The sequence below is a fragment of the Mucilaginibacter straminoryzae genome (assembly GCF_022953055.1).
Taxonomy (GTDB): Bacteria; Bacteroidota; Bacteroidia; order Sphingobacteriales; family Sphingobacteriaceae; genus Mucilaginibacter; species Mucilaginibacter straminoryzae.
In genome coordinates this window covers 488,623-512,466 of the sequence record NZ_JALJEJ010000003.1, presented here as the reverse complement: position 1 = coordinate 512,466, position 23,844 = coordinate 488,623, and the positions used below count along the sequence as shown (strand labels likewise).

Below are 23,844 nucleotides of genomic sequence, written 5' to 3'. Positions count from 1 at the left end.
TCCTCGTTTCACTCGGAATGACAGGATGGAGAGAAGGGTGGAAACAACATTAAAACCGTGTCATGCTGAGGCCCTCGAAGCATTCTCCCTTGTTTTACCCTTCGACAAGCTCAGGTGACAAATCATACAAATATAATCCCCCTTGTTGTGCTGGGCTCAAAGACCTGTCCCGAACCAGTTTCGGGAAGCATTCTCCCTTGTTTTGCCCTTCGACAAGCTCAGGGTGACAAATCATACAAATATGATCCCCCTTGTCATGCTGAGGCCCTCGAAGCATCTTCTTCCGTTTAAAAGCGAAGAAGATTCCTCGTTTCACCCGGAATGACAGGATAAAGAAGGGTAGAAGCAGCAATCAAAAACCTCGTCATGGTGAACTCAAAGACCTGTCCCGAACCAGTTTCGGGAAGCGTTCTCCCTTATTTTACCCTTCGACAAGCTCAGGGTGACCTATCTACAAATATGATCCCCCTTGTCATGCTGAGGCCGTCGACGCGTTAGCTATTGTTTTACCCTTCGACTGGTTGACATTCTTCCTCATTAGGCTAAAGTTAAACCACGTCATCCTGAACTTGTTTCAGGATCTTTGTCTGCACTTAACGAACCATTTGCATTTCTGAGACGACCGTTTTATCTTTCACTATCATGAGCGACGGTCTATTTTCATCTTATTATTCCTCTAAATGGCTTGGTGCGTTTTTCTTTTGGACGGTAAAGGGCTTTCGCGGCGGTTGTAAAGACTACAACATCGAGAAATACGCTTTACGGAATGCCTGGACCGGTTATGTCCTCATGCTGATAGTGGCGGTTCTATTGTATGTTGTTTTTTAATAGTCATCCAGCATTTGAGGTAAGTTGTTGACATAACTCAAATGTGAGTAATAGAAAATTATGGGCTTAAAAATTCATTCATTGGCGGAAATTCCGGAAAACGTTACGAAAAGTTATTACTTGTATATTTTAGATTATTATAATTGGGATGAACCGATTGGAAATGTCTTAAGAGGTAGTTTTGATAAAATAGCAGAATTTGCTGCAAGAAACGATTCAATAGTAATTCAAGGATTTCCCGAAAGTCATTTTTATTCTGAATTATTATCATGGGAATCGATTAATGGTATCGATCCTAAAAATCTACTCCCAGCCTTAATGATTACCACTATACACCCTAAGTATTTTGTAGAGAGAAATAATAGGGAGACTAAAGGAGAGAAGATACCTGAAGATAGATTAATTTTCATCGAGATTGGCAAAGTTTGTAAAACGCCCCAAGATGTAATTAGATTGATAGAAAAGATTTTTAATGATATACAAGAAAAAAAGGAAATCAAAGATTTTAAAGTTAAAAAGGAGTTAAGATCGGGAATAGGGAAAATTTTAAACGATACTATAATTTTAGAACCTAACCTTGGAGGAGTTGGTATAAATATCAATAGCTTGTTTAGATTTTTTTCTGAAAGGAAATAAATAATTTCTACTGCTGGCGAACGCGTGCCGGGGTATAATTGTATGGTCAACACTGTCACGAAAATGGCAGTAATCCTAACTTAAAAGTCATAAAACCTGTGGCTGCCCCGGTAAATGTGGCGGATATGGCGAATCCGGCGAATGCGGCAGACGTGGCGAACTGGTTTTTGCCAGCCACCGGTTAAGGATGTCATTAGTCATTGGTCATCAGTCATTGTTCTCGGCTCCCCGCTCTTGTCATTGGTCATCAGTCATTGTTCTCGGCTCCCCGCTCTTGTCATTAGTCATTAGTCATTGTTCTCGGCTCCCCGCTCTTGTCACTGGTCATCAGTCATTGTCCTCGGCGCCCCGCACTCTGCTCCTCACTCTGTTCTCTTGCTTCTTATCTCTTGCTTCTAAATGTTACCTTTGCAGGCAATGTCGGTTATCAGTCAGACCAAGCACCTGTTAAAAAAAGAGATCCTGCTCGAGTGGCGTTCAAAATATGCCTTTAACGGGGTGCTGCTTTATATCGCTTCTACGGTGTTTGTCTGCTATATTGCCTTCAACCTGTCAGCCGGTTTCACGCAAAGTAAAGGCTACCCGATCGTTTGGAACGTGCTGTTTTGGATCATTATGCTGTTTGCAGCGGTAAATGCTATGGCGAAAAGCTTTATGCAGGAAAGCCGCAGCCGCATGCTGTATTATTATTCTATTGCCAGTCCGCAGGCCATTATCCTTTCAAAAATTATTTACAATGCCCTGCTGATGGCTTTACTAAGCATACTGGCTATCGGTATGTACATGATCTTCTTCACCAATACCATTGGCGATCCGCTTTATTACTTCCTCATCGTGCTGCTGGGCAGCGTTAGTTTTGCTACGGTGTTTACCATGATCGCTGCTATTGCGGCTAAAGCAGGCAACGGTGGTACGCTGATGGCAGTGTTGAGCTTCCCGGTGATTATCCCCGTGATCCTGCTGCTGATTAAAAGCAGCAAGTTCGCAATGGATGGGCTGGAGCGCAGCGCAAGTTATAGCAACCTGGGTGTCCTGGCAGCCATCAACGTGATCGTGGTAGGGGCATCGCTTATTTTGTTTCCTTACCTCTGGCAGGATTAATTCAAAATCCTATTTTTACGTTCACCAAGGCTTCATGTTTTTAATTTAAACTTGCGGGGAAATTTCTCTTATGCGTTATATCGCACTGTTTACCTTTTTTATCCTTACAGCGCTAACTGCCTCCGCGCAATACGGTACGGTTACCGGTCGCGTTTTTAATAAAGACAGCAAGAACGGCCTGGCTAAGGCCAGTATATTTTTAAGTAATGCCACGGTAGGCACCGTCTCTGGCGACGATGGCACCTTTACCCTTAGTGGTATCCGCCCCGGTCAATACGAACTGGTGGTGACGATGGTGGGCTACGAAGATTATACACAAACTATCCTGGTGGGTAAAGAGCCCATAAAGATCCAGGCTTCCATGACGCCCAAGGTGATGGAACTGAGGGAAGTGGTAATTACTAATGGTGGCAACTGGAAGCTGAACTACGCTAATTTTATTAAAGATTTTATCGGGACGGGTGATGATGCCAAGAAATGTAAGATCCTGAACCCGACAGATCTGGTGCTGATCAACCACAAAACCAAGAAATACCTGGAAGGGCACTCTTATGATTTCCTGGATATTGAAAACCGCGCCTTGGGTTATAAATTGCGTATCCTGCTGAAAGAGTTTAAAAGCGATCATCTCGAGAATGTGATCTCGTGGCAGGGAAAAGTGCTGTTCCAGGAGTTGAACGGTAGTGCGGACGAGAAGAAGAAATGGCAGGCACGTCGCGAAGAAATCTATTACGGTTCCGCCATGCACTTCTACCGCTCATTATTAGCCAGCAATTTAAGCGAGCCCGGTTTTGAAGTGCGCATTCTGCAGCGGGCGCCAAACCCTCAACGGGCACCCGAAGAATTAATTCAAAAAAAATTAGAGAAGTTTACCTATGCCGGTCCGCGCGATTCACTGAACTTCTGGCGCGAGCAATCGCAGATGCACCGGTACATTGAGCAACTGATGCCACAGCCGGTAACACCGCAGGATCTGATCAGGCAAACAGAACAACCGGGTGTGTACGCGCTGGTATTCCCTGGTTACCTATATGTGATTTACAAGAAGCGGATGGAGAAGATAGATTTTGCAGATTTTTACCGCCCGCTGGATATGCCCAATTACGAGGCCAGTATCATCACCCCCTATACGCAATACGCCCTGATTGATAACAATGGGGTGGTTATTTCGCCGCATAGTGTGTTGTATGAAGGCAGCTGGATCATGAGTAAGATTGCAGAGCTGCTCCCCGTAGATTATGCGCCCGGTGATAGCAAACCCTGATATTTGTTAAAACTTCTGTAGCTAAAAATCATTACGGGTAGCACAATTACAAAAATTCTATGCAAGCATAGTATGCAGTGCTTATTTGATTAACTTTGCTCCGTTTTTCTCGAATCATGAAGTTCATATACCAAACCTGGTGGAAGGTGCTGGCTGTTGTTATTGTTCTTTACACATTAATAGCCGGCCTGTTGTTAAATGTGCCTCACATGCCTATTCTGCATGAAACTATCCGTAACGTGTACTTTCACGTGCCCATGTGGATGGCCATGTTCACTGTATTTACCATTTCAGTGATCTACAGTATCAAGTACCTGATGAACGCCAAGCCGGAGTATGATCTGATTGCCGTTGAGTGTGCCAATACCGGTGTCTTCTTTTTCTCTGTAGGGTTGGTTACCGGTATGATGTGGGCCAAATTTACCTGGGGCGAATTCTGGAGTAACGACCCGAAGCAAAACAGTGCGGCTATTGCCTTTTTACTTTATTGCGCTTACCTGGTGCTACGCAATTCTATCGATGAAGAACAAAAGCGGGCGCGGATATCTGCAGTGTACAATATTTTCGCTTTCCCGGTAATGATCGTGCTGATCATGATCCTGCCGCGGCAAACAGATTCTCTTCACCCTGGCAATGGCGGTAACCCTGCTTTTGGTAAGCTGGATATGGATAATCACATGCGGATTGTACTTTACCCGGCGTTTATTGCCTGGAGCCTCATCGGGGTGTGGATTGCCACTTTGCGCTACCGCATTAGTTTACTTGAATATAAAAAGAACGCTATAGATTAACTGAAGAAGCTCAAGAGCTGTGCCTGACGTTAAGCAGCAGGCTGTTGCTCATGATAGCTTCATCACCATTTAAAAAATTATAAGAATGAAAAAGCTGATTCTGATTGCAGTGTTGTTGTTTTGTTGTGCTGCCACCTTCGCCCAGCCCGCCGGAGTTGAAATGGCCGACACGCTGCGCAGCTCAGGAAAAATTTATGTTGTGGTATCAACTATTGTGATTGTTTTTATCGGTTTGGCCATCTACCTGTTTATGATAGACCGCCGCCTGAAAAAACTTGAAAACGACAAGTAGTTTTTTACGTTTAACCAATTTATATACCTAATATTTTATTTATGGCTACTAACAATAATGCTGTCTACGGAGACACCCATTTCTTCGGGGATGTGTGCAAAAACTTTGATTATGCAGCACAATTTACCAAACACGATGCCGGTTTATTAGATCAGATCAAATCATGCAATAGCGTTTACCGTTTCCGTTTCCCTATCCGTAAAGGCAATGGTTTCGAAGTAATTGATGCATGGCGCGTAGAGCACTCGCATCACCAGTCACCTACCAAAGGCGGTATCCGTTACAGCGACATGGTGAACGAAGATGAAGTGATGGCGCTTGCTGCTTTGATGACCTATAAATGTGCCATCGTGAACGTACCGTTCGGTGGTGCCAAGGGCGGTATCCGCATCAACCCTAAAAATTATACTGTTCAGGAGCTGGAAAACATTACCCGCCGTTATACAGTAGAATTAGCCAAGAAAAACTTCATCGGCCCAAGCATAGACGTACCGGCACCAGATTATGGTTCTGGCGAACGTGAAATGAGCTGGATTGCTGATACTTATGCCACCATGAACCCCGGGCAGTTAGACGCGTTAGGATGTGTTACCGGTAAGCCAATTGCTTTACATGGTATTGCAGGCCGCCGCGAGGCTACCGGCCGTGGTGTGGCTATTTCTATCCGCGAGTGTGTAAGCGTAGGAGAGGACATGCAGAAATTAGGCCTTACCCCGGGTATTTCGGGTAAAAAAGTAATTGTGCAAGGTTTGGGTAACGTAGGTTACCACTCGGCAAAATTCCTGGCCGAGTTTGGTGCGTTAATCGTAGGGCTTTGTGAATATGAAGGTGCAATCTATAATCCGGATGGGCTGGACATTGATGCTGTGTTCAATCATCGTAAAGCTACAGGTTCTATCCTGGGTTATGCAGGCGCAACGCAAGAGTTTAAAAACTCCGGAGAAGGGCTTGAGCAACCTTGCGATATCCTTGTTCCGGCTGCGCTGGAAAACCAGATCACATCAGAAAATGTTGGCCGCATCAAAGCTAAAATTATTGCAGAAGGGGCAAACGGACCAACTACACCAGAAGCTGAAGCTGCTTTTTATGAAGCGGGCGGTATCATCATTCCGGATATGTATGCCAATGCCGGCGGTGTAACTGTATCTTACTTCGAATGGTTGAAAAATCTTTCTCACGTAGCATTCGGTCGTATGAACCGTCGTTTCGAAGAAAACTCTAACCTTAACCTGGTAAACATGGTAGAGGGTATTACCGGGGTTTCTTTAACACCTGTTCAGCGTGCCACCATCATCAAAGGCGCTTCAGAGTTAGAGCTGGTGAATTCAGGTTTGGAAGACACCATGATCCGTTCTTACCACGAGATCCGCGAGACTTACAAGAACAACAGCAAGATAGACACCTTGCGTACGGCGGCATTTGTCGGCGCGATTAATAAAATTGCCGTTTCTTACCAAAACCTTGGTGTTTGGCCATAATCCAGAGACAAGAAACAAGAATCAAGAGCTGCCTCAACGGGCGGCTCTTTTTGTTTGCTGACTATTGTCATTTCGACGAGGAACGAGGAGAAATCTTCTTAAGGCTTACATCTAAGAACAACTTTCACTTTGTTTCAAGATGATATACTTTTTGACATCTTCGATTTGTCATCCTATTATCACCTTAGGCAATTAAAGAACAATTCTAAATAACATATAGAACTTGTAATAAACATTATTAACCGCGCGTTTTGTATTTTTGCAAATCCTTTCAACGCAAAGTACAAATTCATGAAAAAGAGTTCTATCATAGGTATCATTGTTATTGCTGTTGCTATTGCAGTAATCATCAGCACCTACTCCAGTTCCAGTACTTACGGTACTTTTACCGATGCCAGTAAAACCAGCTCACCTTTACAGGTGGTAGGCCATCTGGTAAAAAACAAAGAGTTGTATTACGATGCCACGAAGGATGCTAATTACTTCTCTTTCTACATGACGGATAACAGGGGCGAGGAGTGCAAAGTGGTATTCACTGGTACAAAGCCGCAGGATTTTGAACGTTCCGAGCAGATTGTTTTAACCGGCCAAATGCAGGGTAAGGAGTTTCATGCTTCTAAAATTCTGATGAAATGCCCGTCTAAATACACCCAGGATAAAGTAGAGATTACAGAAACCAAGGCCAATAAATCGGCAAACCTATAGTTATTTAATGAGTACAGCTTTTCAAGGCGAACACCTTTTACCCGGTCAACTGGGCCAGTTCTTTATCATTCTGTCGTTCGGTTCGGCATTGTTATCTGCTATCAGCTATTATTTTGCTACTACCGATAAAACCCTTCAGGATAATTCATGGCTTAAGTTAGGCCGTATCGGTTATTTCGTTAATACCCTGTCTGTAATTGGTATCGGCGTTTGCCTTTTCTATATTATTTATAATCATCTATTTGAATACCATTATGCCTGGGCGCACTCTTCACGTACGTTACCGGTATATTATATCATTTCCAGCTACTGGGAAGGGCAGGAAGGCAGCTTCTGGCTATGGTGTTTCTGGCAAGGGCTTTTAGGCAATTTGCTGATCTGGAGAGCCAAGAGCTGGGAGAAACCGGTGATGACCATCGTCGCCTTATCTCAAGCCCTGCTGGCATCTATGCTGATCGGGGTGGAGATATTCGGGACGCGCGTAGGCAGTTCACCATTTATCTTATTGCGTGAGGCAATTCCGGGGCCAATCTTCAGTCGTTCGGATTACATGAGTTTCATTAAAGACGGTAACGGCTTAAACCCGTTACTGCAAAATTATTGGATGGTGATTCACCCGCCAACCCTGTTCCTGGGTTTTGCATCTATGGTGGTGCCATTTGCCTATGCAATTGCAGGCTTATGGCAAAAACGTTACCAGGAGTGGATCCAGCCTGCTATCACTTACTCGCTTTTTGCGGTTATGATTTTGGGTACAGGGATTATCATGGGTTCTTTCTGGGCGTATGAGTCGCTTAACTTCGGTGGCTTCTGGGCATGGGATCCGGTAGAGAATGCTTCTATGATTCCCTGGTTGACCCTAATTGGTGCCGTACACGTTTTAATTGTCTACAAAAATACTGGTCATTCTTATTTCACCGCTACCTTCCTGGTACTAATCAGTTTTGTGCTGGTACTATATGCTTCATTCCTTACCCGTAGCGGTATTTTGGGCGAAACTTCTGTTCACGCCTTTACAGACCTGGGTATGAAGTGGCACCTGGTGATAGATGTACTCATCTTCCTGGCCATCACCGTAGGCTTGCTGATTGCGCGCCGTAAGGATATGCCGATTACTAAAAAGGACGAGGAAACCTACTCTCGCGAGTTCTGGTTATTTGTTGGAGCAATATTTTTAGGTCTTTCCTGCTTCCACCTTATCCTTGTTACCTCTATCCCGGTTTGGAACTGGATTTTTGGCACTAAGCTGGCCCCACCGACAGAACCGGTAAAACATTATAACGTTATCCAGGCCTCATTTGCGGTAGTGGTGACGATATTGACAGGCTTCTCGCAATTCCTGAAATACAAAAAAACTGATACTGCCAAATTCTTTATCAGTACAGGTATCTATCTGTTCTTTTCTGCGCTTATCGGCTTTTTAATCGCCTATGCAACCGGTTTGTACAAATTACATTTTGTATTTACCCTGGTGATGATCGGGGCGGTGTATTCGCTGCTGACGAACGCAAAAATATTATCAGATGCGTTTAAAGGTAAGTTGAAACTGGCAGGCTCTGCAGTTGCGCATATCGGTTTTGGTTTAATATTGGTAGGTGCCCTTATTGCAGCAGGTACCAGTAAAGTGGTTTCTGAAAATAACAGCGGCATTGGTTTCGGGGATGAGTTTGCTAAAACCTCTAACCCGAAAGAGAACATTATGCTGTATAAGAACCAGCCGATAAAAATGGGCGACTATATGGTTACTTATATCGGTGATTCTATTGCGAAGCCGAACCATTACTTTAAGGTGGATTACAAAAAGGTAGATGCGAATGGCAAGGTGACAGAGGAATTCGTGCTGAAGCCAAATTCGCAGGCTAACCGTAAGATGGGACTGGTTTCTTCACCTGATACCAAACACTACCTGTTCCACGATTTGTATACCCACATCACGATGGCGCCGATTAAAAGTGATTTGGACGCTGCCGGAGATGACGAACACACCGAGGAGGATGACAATAAGAACTATGATGCGCCGGTAGCACACACGGTAACCGTAGGGGATACTATCCGTTTCCGTGAGGGCTTCATGATATTGAAAGGGCTGCAGAAAGAAGCTCACGTACAAAACATTCCGTTGAAAGATAAAGACGTGGCGGTGAGTGCCATGCTAGAAATACAATCGCACGGGCAAACCTATAAGGCACAGCCGATCTACATGATCAAGGATGGTAACGTATTTGATTTTTCGCGCAAGGTAGATGAAGCAGGGCTGAAGTTACGCTTTACTAAAATTGTACCCGAGCAGAATAAGTTTGAAATTACGGTATACCAGCAGCCAGAGAGTAAGAAGCCTTACATTGTGATGCGGGCGATCAATTTCCCGTATATCAATTTCTTCTGGAGCGGCACTATCATCATGGTAATTGGCTTCCTGCTATCTATTTTCCGCAGGAACCAGGAGCTTTCAAGAACAGGTTCGGGCAAAAAGGTAGCTTACCAGAAACAGCACGTCGAGGCGTAGGGGAAGGGTTTTTCAACCTTGATATGATTCTATTAGGCTGCTGATTTTACTAATACAGTTGCTTGGAGTATTGCTTTTACCGCTTTAAAAATTCTGCGATCTGCTTGTTTACCAATTCCGGTTTTTCGATAATAGGAAGGTGCGCGGCGTCGTCAACTGCAAGAAACTGCGGATGAAGGATAGCCCTTATAGAATCGCTGAATTTGAATGGAACGGTCTTGTCATCTTTACCCCAGATCAGTAATACTGGTTTCTTGGTTTGCTTTAGCTTCGCATAACTCTCTTTACCCACAAAATGATAGTTGTATTCTGTTGATGCGATGGCCCATCTGAAACCACGATAAGTCATTTGGTCTTTGTATTTAGTAGGCCAGTTAGGGTATTGCTTCGGATATTTAAAATCATTCACCTGGTTTAACGCGCGCTTGTCCGGCGTCATGGCTTCATCAAAAAGTGTGACGAACTGAGGCACTTCAGGGCGTGTGAGCTGATAGACCGGGTCTACCAGAACTACTTTATTCACCAGGCCTGGATAAGCGCCTGCAAAATCGGTAGCTACCCCTCCGCCGAAGGATACACCCGCCAATGATACCGGTTGTTTTAACTTCAGGGCCGTTATAAGCTCGTGAAGCTGATCCAGGTATAATTGGTTATGATAAGTAACGGATGGACGTTCAGAATACCCGCGGCCATACATGTCGTACCGTACCACACGAAAACCTTGTTTCGCCAGGTATTCAAATGTGCCATCCCAGATATAATAGGGCACGCTGAAACCGTGTAGCAAAATAACAACTTTGCCGGTATCGGGGCCTGCTACCTGGTAATGGGTGCTGCCGTTTTTGAGGGTGATATAATTGCCGCCTGCGCGTTTTCTATCTTCATCCGTCAGGTTTTTTTTCTCAACGTTCTTAAAAAAGAACAGGGCAGAAGTAAGTATGGCGATACAGATCACCAGAAATACCACAACAATACCCGTTAATCTGACTATTCTCATCTCGTGACAGTAAGGTTAATGGTTGTAATATAACTAATTTTTAAATTTATCTTATACTTGGAGCTGGTACAAAAAGCTAACGTATGCGAATAACTATTCTTGGTTCTGGTAATGTAGCCACTCATCTGGCGGCAGCCCTAAAAAATGCCGGTCACGCCATATGGCAGGTTTATAGCCCTCATTTAGACCATGCAGCGTTATTGGCCTATCATGTTAAGGCCGAGGCTGTTAATGATATAAACGCGATCAAAGCCGACGCGGATTTGTATATCATTTCTGTAAAAGATGACGCTATTATCACAATTGCCAGTCAGTTAGCGGTAGAGGAGAAGCCTGTTGTCCACACCTCCGGAGCTACCCCATTGGCTGCGCTGAAAAGATTTGGCGAGCATTCGGGCGTGTTTTATCCGCTGCAAACTTTCAGCAAGCAAAAAGAAGTAAACTTTAGGGAAGTGCCGCTTTGCATAGAAGCAGCAAGCGAATCTGTAAGAAATATTTTGACGCATTTAGGCCGCGATATCAGTAACCGGGTTTATGAAGTTAGTACAGAACAGCGGAAAATACTGCATCTCTCTGCCGTATTTGCCTGTAACTTTCCCAACTACCTTTATGAAATAGCAAGAGGGTTGCTGGCGGCTAACGGCCTGGACTTTGATTTGCTGCGGCCTTTGGTACTTGAAACTGCCGATAAAGTACAGCATAGCTTACCGAATGCGGTGCAAACTGGCCCTGCGGTAAGAAATGATGAGAAAACAATGCAGGCGCATCTGGGCATGCTGCAAGACGATGTTTTTTTACAAAATATTTACCGATTATTAAGCGAAGGCATCACTAAAATGAAGTCAAGCTAAACACAAGGCTCGTTAATTTTGTTACTTTTGCCCGATGAATGTTTACAACGTCAAGATAAATTTCGAGGAGAAGGATCACGAACCGGTGGTGCTGCCGATTGCAGAAGGAGAATCGGTTTTAGACGTCTGTCTTGAAAACGGTATAGAGCTTCAGCACAACTGCGGCGGTGTTTGCGGCTGTAGTACCTGCCACATTTATGTGAACAAAGGAATGGATAATATCCAGGAGATATCTGATAAAGAAGAAGACTTTATCGATCGTGCTGTAAACCCGCGTATCACCTCGCGTCTGGGTTGCCAGTGTGTAATTATCGACGGAGATATTGAAGTAACCATACCAGACCAATCGCAGTTTTTAGGACATTAACTGACGCTATTATTTAACGTAATAAGATGCAAGATAAATTTGAACTACCTATCCATTGGAACGATTACGAGGATATTGCAATGGGTTTGTATGAGAAATTCGGTGACGACTTTGATGAGTCAAAGATCTATCGTATCCGTTTCACCGATTTGCTGGAGTGGGTGTTAAGCTTACCCAATTTTGTGGGTACCCGCGAAGAAAGTAACGAGGGCCACCTGGAGCAAATCCAGAGCGCCTGGGTTTATGAATGGCGTGATAATCAATAATTTCAAGGGATCTATTTGTAACCATGCTTGATATTCTGAAAGAGATAACCACTTTTGTTTTTGATGTGGACGGCGTGATGACTGACGGCTCGGTTTATGTAACCGAAACCGGCGAACAGTTCAGGCAGTTTAATATTAAAGACGGTTATGCGGTGCAATTAGCGGTAAAGCTGGGCTACAATGTGGCCGCTATATCCGGCAGCCGCTCTAAAATATCTCTTCACCGGCTTAACAGCCTCGGCGTTAAGGATGTTTACATCGGCGCGCATACCAAAACAGAAAACTTTAAGATCTACCTGGAAGAGAAGCACATCAAACCCTTGAACGTGATGTACATGGGTGATGATATTCCGGACCTTGAAGTAATGAAACTCGCCGGTATTGCCGTATGCCCTGCAGATGCTGCCGAGGAGATCAAAGCAGTATGTTCGTACGTTTCCCCTTTTGTTGGTGGCCGCGGCTGCGTTCGCGATGTTATTGAAAAAGTACTTAAGGTTCAGCAAAAATGGCTTGGTGCCCAGGCTTATACCTGGTAATAGCCAACTTTGATACTATCATTAATCATCAACTGTTTCTTATGAAAGGTATTCACCAACTTCCGCAGATCATACTGGCCTCTAAATCTCCGCGCAGGCAGGAGCTGATCCGTTTGCTCGATTTTGATTTTAAGGTAGTATTGAAAGAAGTTGACGAGTCTTACCCCGAGGAACTGAAGCCCGAAGAAGTGGCTGTTTATATTGCGGAGCAGAAGGCAAAGGCTTATGATGGCGAACTGAACGGCGAAATAGTGGTTACCGCAGACACTATTGTTTGTATTGACGACCAGATATTGGGCAAACCCGAAGATGCGGCGCACGCCGTTGAAATGCTTCAACTGCTTTCGGGCCGTGTACACCGGGTGATTACCGGCGTGTGCATTTTGTACAAAGGCGAATACAATAAGTTTTTTGATGTATCAGAAGTGTTCTTCCGGAAGCTTACCGATGAAGAGATCACGGCTTACGTATCGCAATACAAACCGTTTGACAAAGCAGGTGCCTATGGTATCCAGGAGTGGATCGGGCTTACCGCTATTGAACGCATCAACGGCTCATACACCAATGTGGTAGGGCTGCCTACCGAGAAACTTTACCAGCAGTTGATCAGGCTGGTAAAGCAATAATTTCCTTTATTTTTAGCTTTTTTATTTGATTTTGGCGATGTTGTTAGTCCTGTTGTAATCGGGTAACGCGTTGTCTGGGTCAAGTTTTACGAAATCAACAGCGCGTGTAGTCGGGATGGTAAACGTGATCCGTTGATTCTGTAGCCAGGTTTCTACAGGCAGGTGCATCCGTAATTCGCCGCCGTCTTTATATTTCACTTCCAGGTTCATTGGAAAGGCCATCAGATCTTTGTTCACAACGGTTACACTAATGCCCTTTTTTACATCTTTATCGTTGTAATGCACATTGGTAACAGCAGCGTCGTATGCGTAATTGTTAAAATACCATCCCCGCCAGAACCAGGATAGATCTTCCCCTGCGGCGTTTTCCATGGAGCGGAAAAAGTCTTCAGGTTGTGGATGTTTAAATGCCCATTCTTTAGTATAATTCCGGAAAGCATAGTCGAACCGTTCTTTGCCAAGGATTTGCTCGCGGAGCAGCACCAGCCCAAATGCAGGTTTAAAATAGGTGATCGGGTGACGGTATTTTTCAGGCGTTGCGTCCGGGGTGGTCATAATCACCGGAGCCTTCGGATCGCTGATAATCTTCGCGATCTCATCTGCCGGATTAGTGCCGCCGGGTGCGTATTCATCATCGCGCTTAGGGGCATATTCGCCCTTATTAAACGCGTCCGAAGCATAAATGTCTATGAAGGTGTTAAAGCCCTCGTCCATCCAACCATAGCGCCGCTCGTTAGACCCTACGATCATCGGGAACCAGTTATGCCCGATCTCGTGCGCGGTTACCCAGAACAGCTCTTTGCCTTTGTCATTGATACCATCGAAAACAATGCCCGGATATTCCATTCCACCCGCAACGCCGGCCTCGTTTATAGCAGTTGGATAGGGGTAGGGGAACCATTTTTTAGAGAAATGTTCAATTGATCCTTTCAGGTATTCTGTTGCCCTGTTCCAGGCATTGTCGCCCGCGCTTTCAACAGGGTAAACAGACATGGCCAATGATTTTTTTCCGTTAGGAAGATTTACCCTTGCGGCATCCCAGATGTAGGCAGCAGACGCGCCGAAAGCTACATCGCGGGTGTTAGCCATTTTGAAATGCCAGGTAAGCGTGCCTTTAGCAGTAGGTCTGGAAGCGGGATTGTTAATTTCAGAAGCTGAGCGGATCATTACCGTTTTATCGCTGTTTCGCGCTTCTTCCAGCCGGGCCATTTGCACGGCGGTTAGTACCTCTTTCGGATTCACCAATTCGCCTGAACCAGCAACCAGCATGTTAGCGGGAACGGTAACTTCGTAATCAAAGTCGCCATATTCCAGGTAAAATTCTCCGCTGCCTAAGAACGGTAGTGTATCCCAGCCCTGCGCGTCGTCATAAACACACATCCGCGGGTACCATTGCGCCACCTCATATATTTTGCCGTTTTTAGTTTTGAAGTAATCTGTACGGCCACCAAATTCGCCGGGGATGGTGTATTTATAGGTAACCAAGATATTTATTTTTCCGCCGTTAGCGGCTAAAGGTTTTGCCAGCCTGATCTGCATCCGGGTATCGGTGACGATATAATTGGCTTTTGTCGGTTTGTCTTTATCTGCAACGGTTTCCACACTCACGAACTGATAGCCGGTCGTATGCTGTTTAGGGACATCGCCTTTAAAATAATTACTGCGCGCATCACTCTTATACGTGTTCTGATCCAGTTGTAACCAGAGGTAAGAAAGCTCGTCCGGACTGTTATTGGTATAAGTGATTACAGCAGTCCCCGTCAGTTCATTACTGGCGGTATCAATGGCAACCTTTAACTGGTAATCGGCCCGGTTTTGCCAGTGTTTGGCGCCAGGGTTTCCATTAGCGGCATGAACTTCATTTCCGCGGGTTTGATGAAACAAAGGAGCGAAAAGCAATTGCGGATTGTAGATGCTTGATACGGTATCCGCATTGTTCCTGCTATCCTGAGCTTGAGTCTTGCTGAAAAAACAAAAAAAACAAAAAATGCAAGATGTAAAGATTTTCATGGGGTAGAGGCAAGAGTATTAGACGATAGCAATATACAAATCATTTATTATTCGCCGAAGTTGTGCGGGCGAATTCATTAAAAATGGAAAAAGTTCAGCGTCATTTATGGAATTACGGCTAAGCCTGCATCTCTATTTAAAATAACCGACGATGAATACTTCTTTCACCCAAATTACCATCAAAAACCCATGCCGCGAGGATTGGAACTTAATGAGCCCGGCCGAAAAGGGACGCTATTGCTCAAGTTGTAAAAAAGTGGTTCACAACTTTGCCGACCTATCTCATCAACAGATCATTGATATACTGAAAGCAAGCAGTAGTATCTGCGCTAAGTTTAATGATGGGCAGTTGGATGCCTTGAATAGCTACATCAGCAAGCCGGCAGCTAACTCAAACTGGTGGACGAGAAGTGCAGTAGCCATTGTATTGCTGGCTGGGCTCGCAGTTAACAAAGGTAGTTATGCTAAACCTAAAGTAAATCAAACCGTTATTGTAGATCAGCACCGTGATCGGGCAGCACATGATACTATAGCACAGCGTATAGAGCTAAGCGGGGTAGTGAAAGATGAGAGTGGCAATACTTTGCCGGGCGCGACTGTTAAATATGGGTTGCAAACGGTAGTGGCGGACGTGAACGGGCATTTTGCTATTTCAGGCCAATTTAATGATGATAAAATCACGGTTGCGATGGTTGGTTTCTACACCAAAACGTTAAACGTCCGCCCGGGTAAGCAATACTCAGAAATTACCTTGCAATTGAGCACTACGGTATTGGGTGAGCTTGGCTTTGTCTCGTATAAAAAAGTACCGTTTATGAAAAGGCAGCTTATCAAAATAAAAAACCTCTTCCGTTCACACCATTAATTCGGCCAAAGCACCTTCCTTTAGCGCATAGGTGGAGAGAAGCAGATGATCTGGATTTACTTTAGCAATACAATACCGGGTTAACACTGCCGCTACCACCACCATATCTACCCTGACAGGTGTAATACGCGGATTGGCTGCGCGTTGCTGATGTGTGGATTCTATAATGTTTTGCAGTATCGTTTGGAGTATATCGCAATTAAATTCATATTTCTTAATCGCATCAACCTCTATTTCCCGGCCATGATGGTATTCGGTTAGTTCTGCAAAGGTTTCAAAAGACCCGGACGAACCAACAAGACTATTTATCTGATGTTTTTTTAATTGCTGAAACAACAGGTCCAGCGCTTCGTCTAAGTAGTGATGCAGCTGTTCGATTGATTCCTGATTGATGGGATCGGTTTTATGGAACTTGTCCATTAAACGTGCCGCTCCTATCTCAAAGCTGTGTTTCCAGAACACCTGGTTCACATTGCAGATGATAAATTCTACACTGCCGCCTCCGATATCAATGATCAGGCTTTTTTCTTCGCTTAGACAGCCGGAAGCCTTAACGCCTAAGTAGATATAATTAGCTTCGGTTTCGCCGTCAATCACCGTGATTTCTATTCCCGCTTGCGCTTTTACAGCTTCGATAAAATCTTTTCCGTTTGCGGCATTGCGAAGGGCAGATGTGGCAAGTGTTTTTATGCCCTGTACGTCAAAGGAGTGAATAGACGCGCCGAAAGCTTTCATGGTAGTTACCCCGCGTTCGAAAGGTGCTTCCAGAATATAGCCTTTATTAATTCCGCCTTCGCCCAACTTTACCGGCACAGTTTCATGTTTCAATACCTCAAAATTATCGGCATCTCCCTCTGCAATCAGCAGGTGAAAGGTGTTTGTCCCCAGGTCCATTACAGCTACGCGTTTTTTCATAAGCAAAAAAGCGGGAGCTATAAGGGCTCCCGCTTCAAAAATATCAAAGTAAATGAAATTACTATTCTTTGTAAAAGAACCATTTGCTTAGTTCTTTAAAGCTTGCTTTTTTACCGTACATCAGCACACCTACGCGGTATATACGGGAAGCCACATAAGTGGTGAATAAAAACCCGACAACCATTAAGGCCATAGAAACCGCGATCTGCCAAACAGGCGGATCAAATGGCAGACGTACCATCATGGCAACAGGGGCGGTAAACGGAATGATAGAAAGCCAAACCGCCAGCGGACTGTTAGGCGCCTGGAATAATACCGAAACAGACAGGATGTAAGTAAACAGCAGCGGCAACGTGATCGGAAACATAAACTGTTGGGTTTCTGTTTCGCTATCTACTGCAGAGCCTACCGCTGCAAACAGGGCGCTATATAACAAGTAACCGCTGGTGAAGTAAAAGACAAAGCAACCAAGGATAAAACCAAAAGGTATGGTTTGGATAGCGCTCAGAAAGTTCATGATACCCACCTGTGAGGATTGCCCCGCTACTTTAGCGGCAACTACCGAAAGGACTGTCCACGCGCCAAATTGTGTTAGGCCAACCAAACCTACGCCGATAATTTTGCCCAGCATCAATTGGAAAGGCTTTACTGAAGAGATCACCACTTCAATAATCCGGTTTGTTTTTTCTTCAATTACGCCACGCATCACCTGTGCACCATAAATAAAGATGGACATATAGATGAGAATGGCGCAAGAAATGCCCACCCCGATGTTTGCACCCATACTGGTTTTCTTATCACCGGTTTCTGTTAGTTCGACAGGGCTTACAGAAATATCCGTTTTGCGGATGTGGTTAACAATGGCTGTATCAATATGCTGCTCTTTAAAGCTGTTGGCAATCGCAATATCGTTCATCTGCTTTTCTATCTGCGTAGTAAGCGGCAGCGGAGGTTTCTTTTTTGAATAGATCTGAATGGGTGCTTTAGGGTTGAATTTGGCCGGAATGTATAGTGTGAAAACGTCTTCATTTTCTTTAGAGCTTAACTTAGCCTGCGCCAGTGTTACATTAAGGGTTTGAAATTTAATGTTCGGCACGTTGTGAAACTGCCCTGCAAAGGCCCCGGTAGAGTCGACCACGTTTACGGTTTGCAGACTGGTAATTTCGCCGCTTTTCTTGGCGATAAACTTAATCACCGCACCCATCGCCAGTATAAGCAGCGGCACCACAAAGATCATGATCACAAATGATCTTTTCTTTACACGTGTAAGATATTCCCGTTGTATAATGAGTAGAACTTTGTTCATGAGCTTATCCGATTTGGTTTACTTTTTCAATGAAAATTTCGTGCATGGTAGGGATTACCTCTTGCAGCATATTTACGCGCACGCGAGGGATAAAGTACTGTAACACACTGTTTGAATCTGCGCCAGGTTTAAGTTTCAGTTTAACCATATAAGCGCCGTCGTCTTCGCCTAATTCGGCTAATTGCTCAAAAGGCTCGTTGCCGTTAAAGCTGATCTGCTCGCCCGCATATTCTACCAGATAAGTATCATTCCGGTAAGATTTGCGGATGGCTTTCACTTTTCCATCAAGGATCTTTTGCGATTTGTTAATCAGGGCAATAGAATCGCAAAGTTCTTCAACAGATTCCATGCGGTGGGTGGAGAATAGGATGGTAGCACCTTTACGGTTTAGTTCCAGAATCTCGTCCTTGATCACCTCGGCATTTACAGGATCGAAACCGCTGAAAGGTTCGTCGAGGATGAGCAATTCGGGTTCATGCAACACCGTTGCCACAAACTGTGCCTTTTGCTGCATACCCTTTGAAAGTTCTTCTACTTTTTTGTGCCACCAGTTTTCAATCTGCAGTTTCTCGAACCAGTATTTGATGCGCTTGGTCGCCTCGTGGCGGCTCAGGCCCTTCAATCGCGCCAGGTAAACGATCTGCTCGCCGATCTCCATTTTCTTGTACAGGCCGCGTTCTTCGGGCAGATAACCGATGCGCTCGATGTGCGACTGGTTCAGCCGCTCGCCATTGAAGTAAACTTCGCCTGAATCTGGCGCGGTAATTTGGTTGATGATGCGGATAAGCGAAGTTTTACCGGCACCATTCGGTCCCAGCAGGCCGAATATTTTACCGCTTTCTACTTCTAAGCTTACATCGTTTAACGCCGTGTGGCCGGCATATTGTTTCACAATGTGACGTATGCTAAGCATTGGATTTAATAAGATAGTTTAGTGATTTTAATTTTAGAGAACAGGTTACAATAGTTGTTACAAGATATAAGTAATTATTTAATTAAAAATTGATAAACAAAAAAACGCCACCGGTTTTCCGGCAGCGTTTTTCTTTTTGTCGAATGTCTATGCTTCGAGAGCCTCAGCATGACATTCGTTCCAGAAAGTCTTGCTTCTTGAATCTACGCCGCCGGTTCTCCGTCAGCGTTTTTCTTTTTGTCGAATGTCTGTGCTTCGAGAGCCTCAGCATGACATTCGTTTCAGAAAGTCTTGCTTCTTGAATCTACGCCGCCGGTTTTCCGGCAGCGTTTTTCTTTATCGAATGTCTATGCTTCGAGAGCCTCAGCATGACGTTCGTTTTAGAAAATCTTGATTATTGTCTCTCGGCTCTTGCTTCTAAAACGGCTTTTACTCAAAATATTCCTTCATCCGTTCAAAGAAACCTTTTTCGTTCTTACCCGGGTTAGGTTTAAAGTTGGGCGAGTTTTGCAGTTTTTCCAGCAGTTCGCGCTCTTCGCGGTTTAAGGCTTTTGGTGTCCAGATGTTTATATGGATCAGTTGATCTCCGCGATGATAAGAGTTTACTTCCGGCACACCCTTACCTTTCAGGCGAAGGATCTTGCCACCCTGTGTTCCTGGTTCTATTTTGATCTTAGCTTTGCCATCAATAGTAGGCACTTCAACACTGGTACCTAAAGCGGCATCAATAAAGCTGATATGCAGGTCAAAGATCACGTTGTTGCCATCGCGTTTGAGCGTTTCGTGCGGCAGCTCTTCGATCAGGATGATCAAGTCGCCCGGTACGCCGCCACGAGGGGCTGCATTACCTTTGCCGCTCATGCTCAATTGCATGCCTTCGCTTACACCGGCAGGAATGTTGATGCTGATGGTTTCCTCGCCACGAACAACGCCATCTCCATGGCAAACGTTACATTTTGAAGTGATCACGCTGCCTTCGCCGTTACAGGTAGGGCAGGTGCTGGTAGTTTGCATCTGGCCCAGTATGGTATTGGTCACCCTGCGCACTGCGCCGCTACCGCCGCAAGTCTGACAGGTTTGGAAAGCCGACTTATCTTTAGCACCGGTGCCATCACAGGTTTTACAAACTACCTGCTTGTTAACTTTTATTTTCTTCTCGGTGCCGTTGGCAATTTCTTCCAGCGTCAGTTTTACCTTAATACGCAGGTTGCTGCCCCGCGCCACACGACGGCCGCCACCACCGCCGCCGCTCTGGCGACCACCGCCAAAGAAGCTTTCGAACGGACTGCCGCCGCCAAAAATATCGCCAAACTGGCTGAATATGTCATCCATATTCATACCCTGGCCGCCATAGCCGCCTGCTGCCGAGCCGGCATTGGCCGCATGGCCAAACTGGTCGTACCGCTGGCGCTTTTCAGGGTTGCTTAATACCTCATAAGCTTCGGCAGCTTCTTTAAAGTTTTCTTCTGCCTGCTTATCGCCCGGGTTTTTATCCGGGTGGTATTTAATGGCCATTTTGCGGTATGCCTTTTTAATGTCATCCGCGCTTGCGCCCTTAGCAACACCAAGTACGTCGTAATAATCTCTTTTTGCCATAATATTTAATGTTATTATGTTACTGAGTTATTAAGTTACCTATGAACCGGCAACCAAACTCAATAACCAATAACTTATTAACTTAATAACTACTTACGCTCCTACAACAACCTTCGCAAAGCGGATCACCTTGTCATTCAACAAGTAACCTTTTTCTAATTCATCAACTACTTTGCCTTTTAAATCGTCTGTAGGGGCAGGTATATTGGTAATCGCCTCATGAAGGTCAGCATCAAAGGCTGCGCCTTTTGCTTCCATTTCCTTCAGTCCCTTACTGGTTAAAATATGCTTCAGTTTGTTTTGAACAAGCGCAACACCTTCTTTAACCGCTACAACGTCGTTCGCGTTTTCCATAGCTTTCAAAGCGCGCTCAAAATCATCCAGTACAGGTAGTAGCGATACAATTACTTCACGACCAGCAGTTTGCAACAGTTCTACACGCTCTTTAGAGGTACGGCGTTTATAGTTGTCAAATTCTGCATATAAGCGCAGGTATTTATCATTTGCCTGTGCAAGTTCTGCTTTAAACTTCTCTTCAGCTGCAGGTTGCGCAGCTTCGGTATTTTCAGTAGTGGTTTCGTCTGTAGCAGTTGTGGTATCGTTATTTAATTCTTCTGCCTGCACGTTTTGTTCTTGTTCTTTCTGGTTCTGTTCTGTACTCACGTTATTTATATTTTCTGATGCTTCCTGAGATTTCTTCTTTTTCAGCATGTTTCGTAAAATCATGTGATTGTTTTTATTGGCAAATCAAGTATCCTGCCATAGCCCTAAAACGGGACACCCTGTCAGCATTTGTTAGAATGTCACTTTCAAATTGGCAGGGTTTTTAGATGGTAGGTCATCGATCATAGTTAATAGCATTAATAGAGGCTATCAACCATGAACTATCGACTGAAGTTAAACAGCTTTCCCATCTTCAATCACCTGGCCGTTCTCGCATTTCACAATGCGTGAAGGGAAGGCGCGGATGATGTGGTAATCGTGCGTGGCAATCAGCACGGCCGTATTCGAATTCATACTGATCTGTTTCAACAGCATCACAATTTCTTCAGAAGTATCGGGGTCAAGGTTCCCGGTAGGTTCGTCGGCGAGGATAATCTCCGGATCGTTGATCAAGGCACGGGCAATAACCACGCGCTGCTGCTCGCCGCCAGAAAGCTCGTGCGGCATTTTCTTTATTTTAGAACGCAGACCCACTTTTTCAAGCACATCGAGCGTGCGTTCAGAGATCAATTTTTTATCCTTCCAGCCGGTAGCTTTCATCACAAACTCCAGGTTTTGTTCTACAGTGCGGTCTGTAAGCAATTGGAAATCCTGGAAAACAATACCCAGCTTTCGGCGAAGGAAGGGGATATCTTTGTCTGCAATGGCTTTCAGGTCATACCCTCCGGCATGGCCTTCGCCGGTAGTAATCTTTAGATCGCCGTAAATTACTTTCAGCAAACTGCTTTTTCCGGAACCGGTCTGGCCAATCAGCCATACAAAGTCGCCCTTGTCTACGTGCAGGTTTACATTAGAAAGTACCAGGTGCTTTTGCTGAAAGATATCAACGCCGCTCAGTTTTATAATAGAATTTCCAATCATATTGAAATCAGAGTTCGAGTTTAAGGATCTGGCCGAAAGGTAGTTCTTTCACCAGGTTCATAATGTAATCGGCTTTATCGCCCAGGCCGACCTTATCCAGTGATTTGTCCGGACGGTCTACCCTAAAATAAGCCAGTAGCGTAAACTTATCATCGCGCAACTGCACATAGTCGGGTATTTTGGCAACGCCTTTTACTTTAATGATATACATTTTACTGGATTTTCAGACTATAGATGAAAGACCAAAGATTAAAATTGATATTGTCCTTTGTCCATCGTCTATGTGTCCTTCCCTCAAAGGTATTGTTATTTTAAAGATTTGACAAGAATTGCATCGTATCCACCCCATCGGCATAATCCCATAATTTAGGTGCCTGGCTTTGTCCGAAGCCTACCAACTGGCTCTTAACATCCAGTTGCATCTGTGTGACCACGCACTGAATTTCTTCGGCATGCGCATTCAGTTTATTTACGGCCTCATCAAGTGTTGCGTAGGTTTGGTAAAACAGCACGGCCAGCTGCGAAGCAAGCTTCTCGTCCTGCTTCAACAGCAGGAACCCGTTATCCAGGTGGTGCTGTTTGTTAACCAGGTAAATTGCCTTGTTGTAATCGTAGTTATTGTGGTATTTGTGGTGATTGATAATTGGGTGGAAGCTTTCGATCGCTTCGAAAAATTTGGTAAAATCGTATCCTTCGGGTACTAATAAGCTAGATACATTGCGGCAACCCAAACCGTAGTAATCAAAAATATCGTGGCCTAAAAGGTTCAGTTCAGCATCTGTTTCGTATCCGCTTAATACGCCGATGCTGTTTCTGTTCTTGCGAATGATGTTAGGTACCTTACCAAAATAGTAGTCGAAATAGCGTGAGGTGTTGTTGCTGCCGGTGGCGATGATGGCATCAAAATCCTGCAGGCGATCTGTAAAAATGATCTGATTCTTCAACTCCGGCTCAATTTCTATCAGCATTTGCATGACATGTCGGATCAGCCGCGAATCCTGAGAAGATAGTTTAATCAGGGCGATGTTACCCGTAGCCAGCACACAAAGAATATCATGAAAGCCCACCATCGGGATATTACCGGCCAGGATCAGGCCGACGCGTTTAGGATAGCTTGCGCCCGTTTTGTAATTGCTAAGCCATTTTTGCAGATCTTCCGTGTTAAGCATGTGGCCAATTGCCCGTACGGAATGCTTTACATTTTCTGGTGTAAACCATGCATTATGAAAGCTTTCGTTACGAATAACGGCAGAAAGCGTTTCGTCCGGTTCTGCTAATTGCCTGCCAAGGCTGGTGAATATTTCTATGAGATGATTTTTGTCTGTTAGCGTCATATAGATAAGGTTTTTTTAAACCCTGTTATGCGTTTTTTGTTATATTTGCAAGCACTAAATAAAGTGCAAAGGTAACT

Annotated in this window: 25 protein-coding genes; 15 read left to right on the top strand and 10 right to left on the bottom strand. The window is 44.7% G+C overall.

All coding sequences use genetic code 11. The features are described from left to right. Positions 1 to 642 precede the first annotated feature (642 nt). The 9 genes from MUY27_RS09275 (at position 643) to ccsA (ending at position 9,601) form a co-directional block, all read left to right on the top strand. Positions 643 to 828, top strand: a complete 186-nt coding sequence (locus MUY27_RS09275; RefSeq protein ID WP_245129728.1) for a hypothetical protein — start codon at positions 643 to 645, stop codon at positions 826 to 828. A gap of 60 nt (positions 829 to 888) precedes the next feature. Next, positions 889 to 1,464, top strand: coding sequence for a hypothetical protein (locus MUY27_RS09270; RefSeq protein WP_245129727.1), 576 nt, complete (start codon positions 889 to 891; stop codon positions 1,462 to 1,464). Positions 1,465 to 1,881: 417 nt separating this feature from the next. Continuing rightward, entirely contained in the window at positions 1,882 to 2,565 is a 684-nt protein-coding gene (locus tag MUY27_RS09265; protein ID WP_245129726.1) for a heme exporter protein CcmB, read from the top strand. Positions 2,566 to 2,635: 70 nt separating this feature from the next. Next, positions 2,636 to 3,829, top strand: coding sequence for a carboxypeptidase-like regulatory domain-containing protein (locus MUY27_RS09260; protein WP_245129725.1), 1,194 nt, complete (start codon positions 2,636 to 2,638; stop codon positions 3,827 to 3,829). A 116-nt stretch (positions 3,830 to 3,945) separates the two neighbouring features. Further along, a complete protein-coding gene (locus MUY27_RS09255) occupies positions 3,946 to 4,620 on the top strand; it encodes a cytochrome c biogenesis protein (protein ID WP_262918299.1) in 675 nt (224 codons plus the stop codon). Positions 4,621 to 4,705: 85 nt separating this feature from the next. Further along, positions 4,706 to 4,912 (top strand): CcmD family protein, encoded by a 207-nt coding sequence (locus MUY27_RS09250; RefSeq protein ID WP_245129724.1) that lies wholly within the window; start codon positions 4,706 to 4,708, stop codon positions 4,910 to 4,912. A 41-nt stretch (positions 4,913 to 4,953) separates the two neighbouring features. Beyond that, positions 4,954 to 6,390 (top strand): Glu/Leu/Phe/Val family dehydrogenase, encoded by a 1,437-nt coding sequence (locus tag MUY27_RS09245; protein WP_245129723.1) that lies wholly within the window; start codon positions 4,954 to 4,956, stop codon positions 6,388 to 6,390. 291 nt (positions 6,391 to 6,681) lie between these two features. Beyond that, complete coding sequence (locus MUY27_RS09240) at positions 6,682 to 7,095, top strand: cytochrome c maturation protein CcmE domain-containing protein (protein WP_245129722.1); 414 nt, start codon at positions 6,682 to 6,684, stop codon at positions 7,093 to 7,095. Between the two features lie 7 nt (positions 7,096 to 7,102). After that, entirely contained in the window at positions 7,103 to 9,601 is a 2,499-nt protein-coding gene (gene ccsA / locus MUY27_RS09235; protein ID WP_245129721.1) for a cytochrome c biogenesis protein CcsA, read from the top strand. A 76-nt stretch (positions 9,602 to 9,677) separates the two neighbouring features. Here ccsA and MUY27_RS09230 read toward each other — a convergent pair whose 3' ends face one another. Continuing rightward, a complete protein-coding gene (locus tag MUY27_RS09230; protein WP_245129720.1) occupies positions 9,678 to 10,598 on the bottom strand; it encodes an alpha/beta fold hydrolase in 921 nt (306 codons plus the stop codon). 83 nt (positions 10,599 to 10,681) lie between these two features. Here MUY27_RS09230 and MUY27_RS09225 point away from each other — a divergent pair, with 83 nt between their 5' ends. Genes MUY27_RS09225 through MUY27_RS09205 form a run of 5 tightly spaced genes read left to right on the top strand, consistent with a single transcriptional unit; the run spans position 10,682 to position 13,244 of the window. Then, a complete protein-coding gene (locus tag MUY27_RS09225) occupies positions 10,682 to 11,449 on the top strand; it encodes a Rossmann-like and DUF2520 domain-containing protein (protein ID WP_245129719.1) in 768 nt (255 codons plus the stop codon). Positions 11,450 to 11,483: 34 nt separating this feature from the next. After that, on the top strand, positions 11,484 to 11,816 hold the full coding sequence (locus tag MUY27_RS09220) for a 2Fe-2S iron-sulfur cluster-binding protein (protein WP_245129718.1): 333 nt from the start codon (positions 11,484 to 11,486) through the stop codon (positions 11,814 to 11,816). 26 nt (positions 11,817 to 11,842) lie between these two features. After that, positions 11,843 to 12,082: a Fe-S cluster assembly protein IscX gene (gene iscX / locus MUY27_RS09215; RefSeq protein ID WP_245129717.1), complete on the top strand. Its 240-nt coding sequence runs from the start codon at positions 11,843 to 11,845 to the stop codon at positions 12,080 to 12,082. A gap of 23 nt (positions 12,083 to 12,105) precedes the next feature. Beyond that, positions 12,106 to 12,618 carry a KdsC family phosphatase gene (locus MUY27_RS09210; protein WP_245129716.1) on the top strand — a complete coding sequence of 171 codons (513 nt, stop codon included), beginning with the start codon at positions 12,106 to 12,108 and terminating at the stop codon, positions 12,616 to 12,618. A 41-nt stretch (positions 12,619 to 12,659) separates the two neighbouring features. Next, positions 12,660 to 13,244 carry a Maf family nucleotide pyrophosphatase gene (locus MUY27_RS09205; RefSeq protein WP_245129715.1) on the top strand — a complete coding sequence of 195 codons (585 nt, stop codon included), beginning with the start codon at positions 12,660 to 12,662 and terminating at the stop codon, positions 13,242 to 13,244. A 21-nt stretch (positions 13,245 to 13,265) separates the two neighbouring features. On the opposite strand, the gene MUY27_RS09200 is transcribed toward MUY27_RS09205, so the two are convergent. Continuing rightward, a complete protein-coding gene (locus MUY27_RS09200) occupies positions 13,266 to 15,128 on the bottom strand; it encodes a M1 family metallopeptidase (RefSeq protein WP_245129714.1) in 1,863 nt (620 codons plus the stop codon). Between the two features lie 277 nt (positions 15,129 to 15,405). On the opposite strand from MUY27_RS09200, the gene MUY27_RS09195 reads away from it, so the two are divergent. Continuing rightward, a complete protein-coding gene (locus MUY27_RS09195) occupies positions 15,406 to 16,119 on the top strand; it encodes a carboxypeptidase-like regulatory domain-containing protein (RefSeq protein WP_245129713.1) in 714 nt (237 codons plus the stop codon). On the opposite strand, the gene MUY27_RS09190 is transcribed toward MUY27_RS09195, so the two are convergent. The 8 genes from MUY27_RS09190 to MUY27_RS09155 form a co-directional block, all read right to left on the bottom strand. Beyond that, complete coding sequence (locus MUY27_RS09190; RefSeq protein WP_245129712.1) at positions 16,108 to 17,034, bottom strand: Ppx/GppA phosphatase family protein; 927 nt, start codon at positions 17,032 to 17,034, stop codon at positions 16,108 to 16,110. The genes MUY27_RS09195 and MUY27_RS09190 overlap by 12 nt on opposite strands. A gap of 61 nt (positions 17,035 to 17,095) precedes the next feature. Next, complete coding sequence (locus tag MUY27_RS09185; RefSeq protein ID WP_245129711.1) at positions 17,096 to 18,340, bottom strand: ABC transporter permease; 1,245 nt, start codon at positions 18,338 to 18,340, stop codon at positions 17,096 to 17,098. Between the two features lie 4 nt (positions 18,341 to 18,344). Then, positions 18,345 to 19,253, bottom strand: a complete 909-nt coding sequence (locus MUY27_RS09180; RefSeq protein ID WP_245129710.1) for an ABC transporter ATP-binding protein — start codon at positions 19,251 to 19,253, stop codon at positions 18,345 to 18,347. Positions 19,254 to 19,682: 429 nt separating this feature from the next. Further along, on the bottom strand, positions 19,683 to 20,849 hold the full coding sequence (dnaJ, locus tag MUY27_RS09175) for a molecular chaperone DnaJ (RefSeq protein WP_245129709.1): 1,167 nt from the start codon (positions 20,847 to 20,849) through the stop codon (positions 19,683 to 19,685). 93 nt (positions 20,850 to 20,942) lie between these two features. Next, positions 20,943 to 21,575 (bottom strand): nucleotide exchange factor GrpE, encoded by a 633-nt coding sequence (locus MUY27_RS09170; protein WP_245129708.1) that lies wholly within the window; start codon positions 21,573 to 21,575, stop codon positions 20,943 to 20,945. Between the two features lie 171 nt (positions 21,576 to 21,746). Then, positions 21,747 to 22,433, bottom strand: coding sequence for a cell division ATP-binding protein FtsE (locus MUY27_RS09165; RefSeq protein WP_245129707.1), 687 nt, complete (start codon positions 22,431 to 22,433; stop codon positions 21,747 to 21,749). Between the two features lie 7 nt (positions 22,434 to 22,440). Continuing rightward, positions 22,441 to 22,644, bottom strand: a complete 204-nt coding sequence (locus MUY27_RS09160; protein ID WP_245129706.1) for a fructose-6-phosphate aldolase — start codon at positions 22,642 to 22,644, stop codon at positions 22,441 to 22,443. Positions 22,645 to 22,744: 100 nt separating this feature from the next. Continuing rightward, on the bottom strand, positions 22,745 to 23,767 hold the full coding sequence (locus MUY27_RS09155) for an aldehyde dehydrogenase family protein (RefSeq protein ID WP_245129705.1): 1,023 nt from the start codon (positions 23,765 to 23,767) through the stop codon (positions 22,745 to 22,747). Positions 23,768 to 23,844 lie beyond the last annotated feature (77 nt).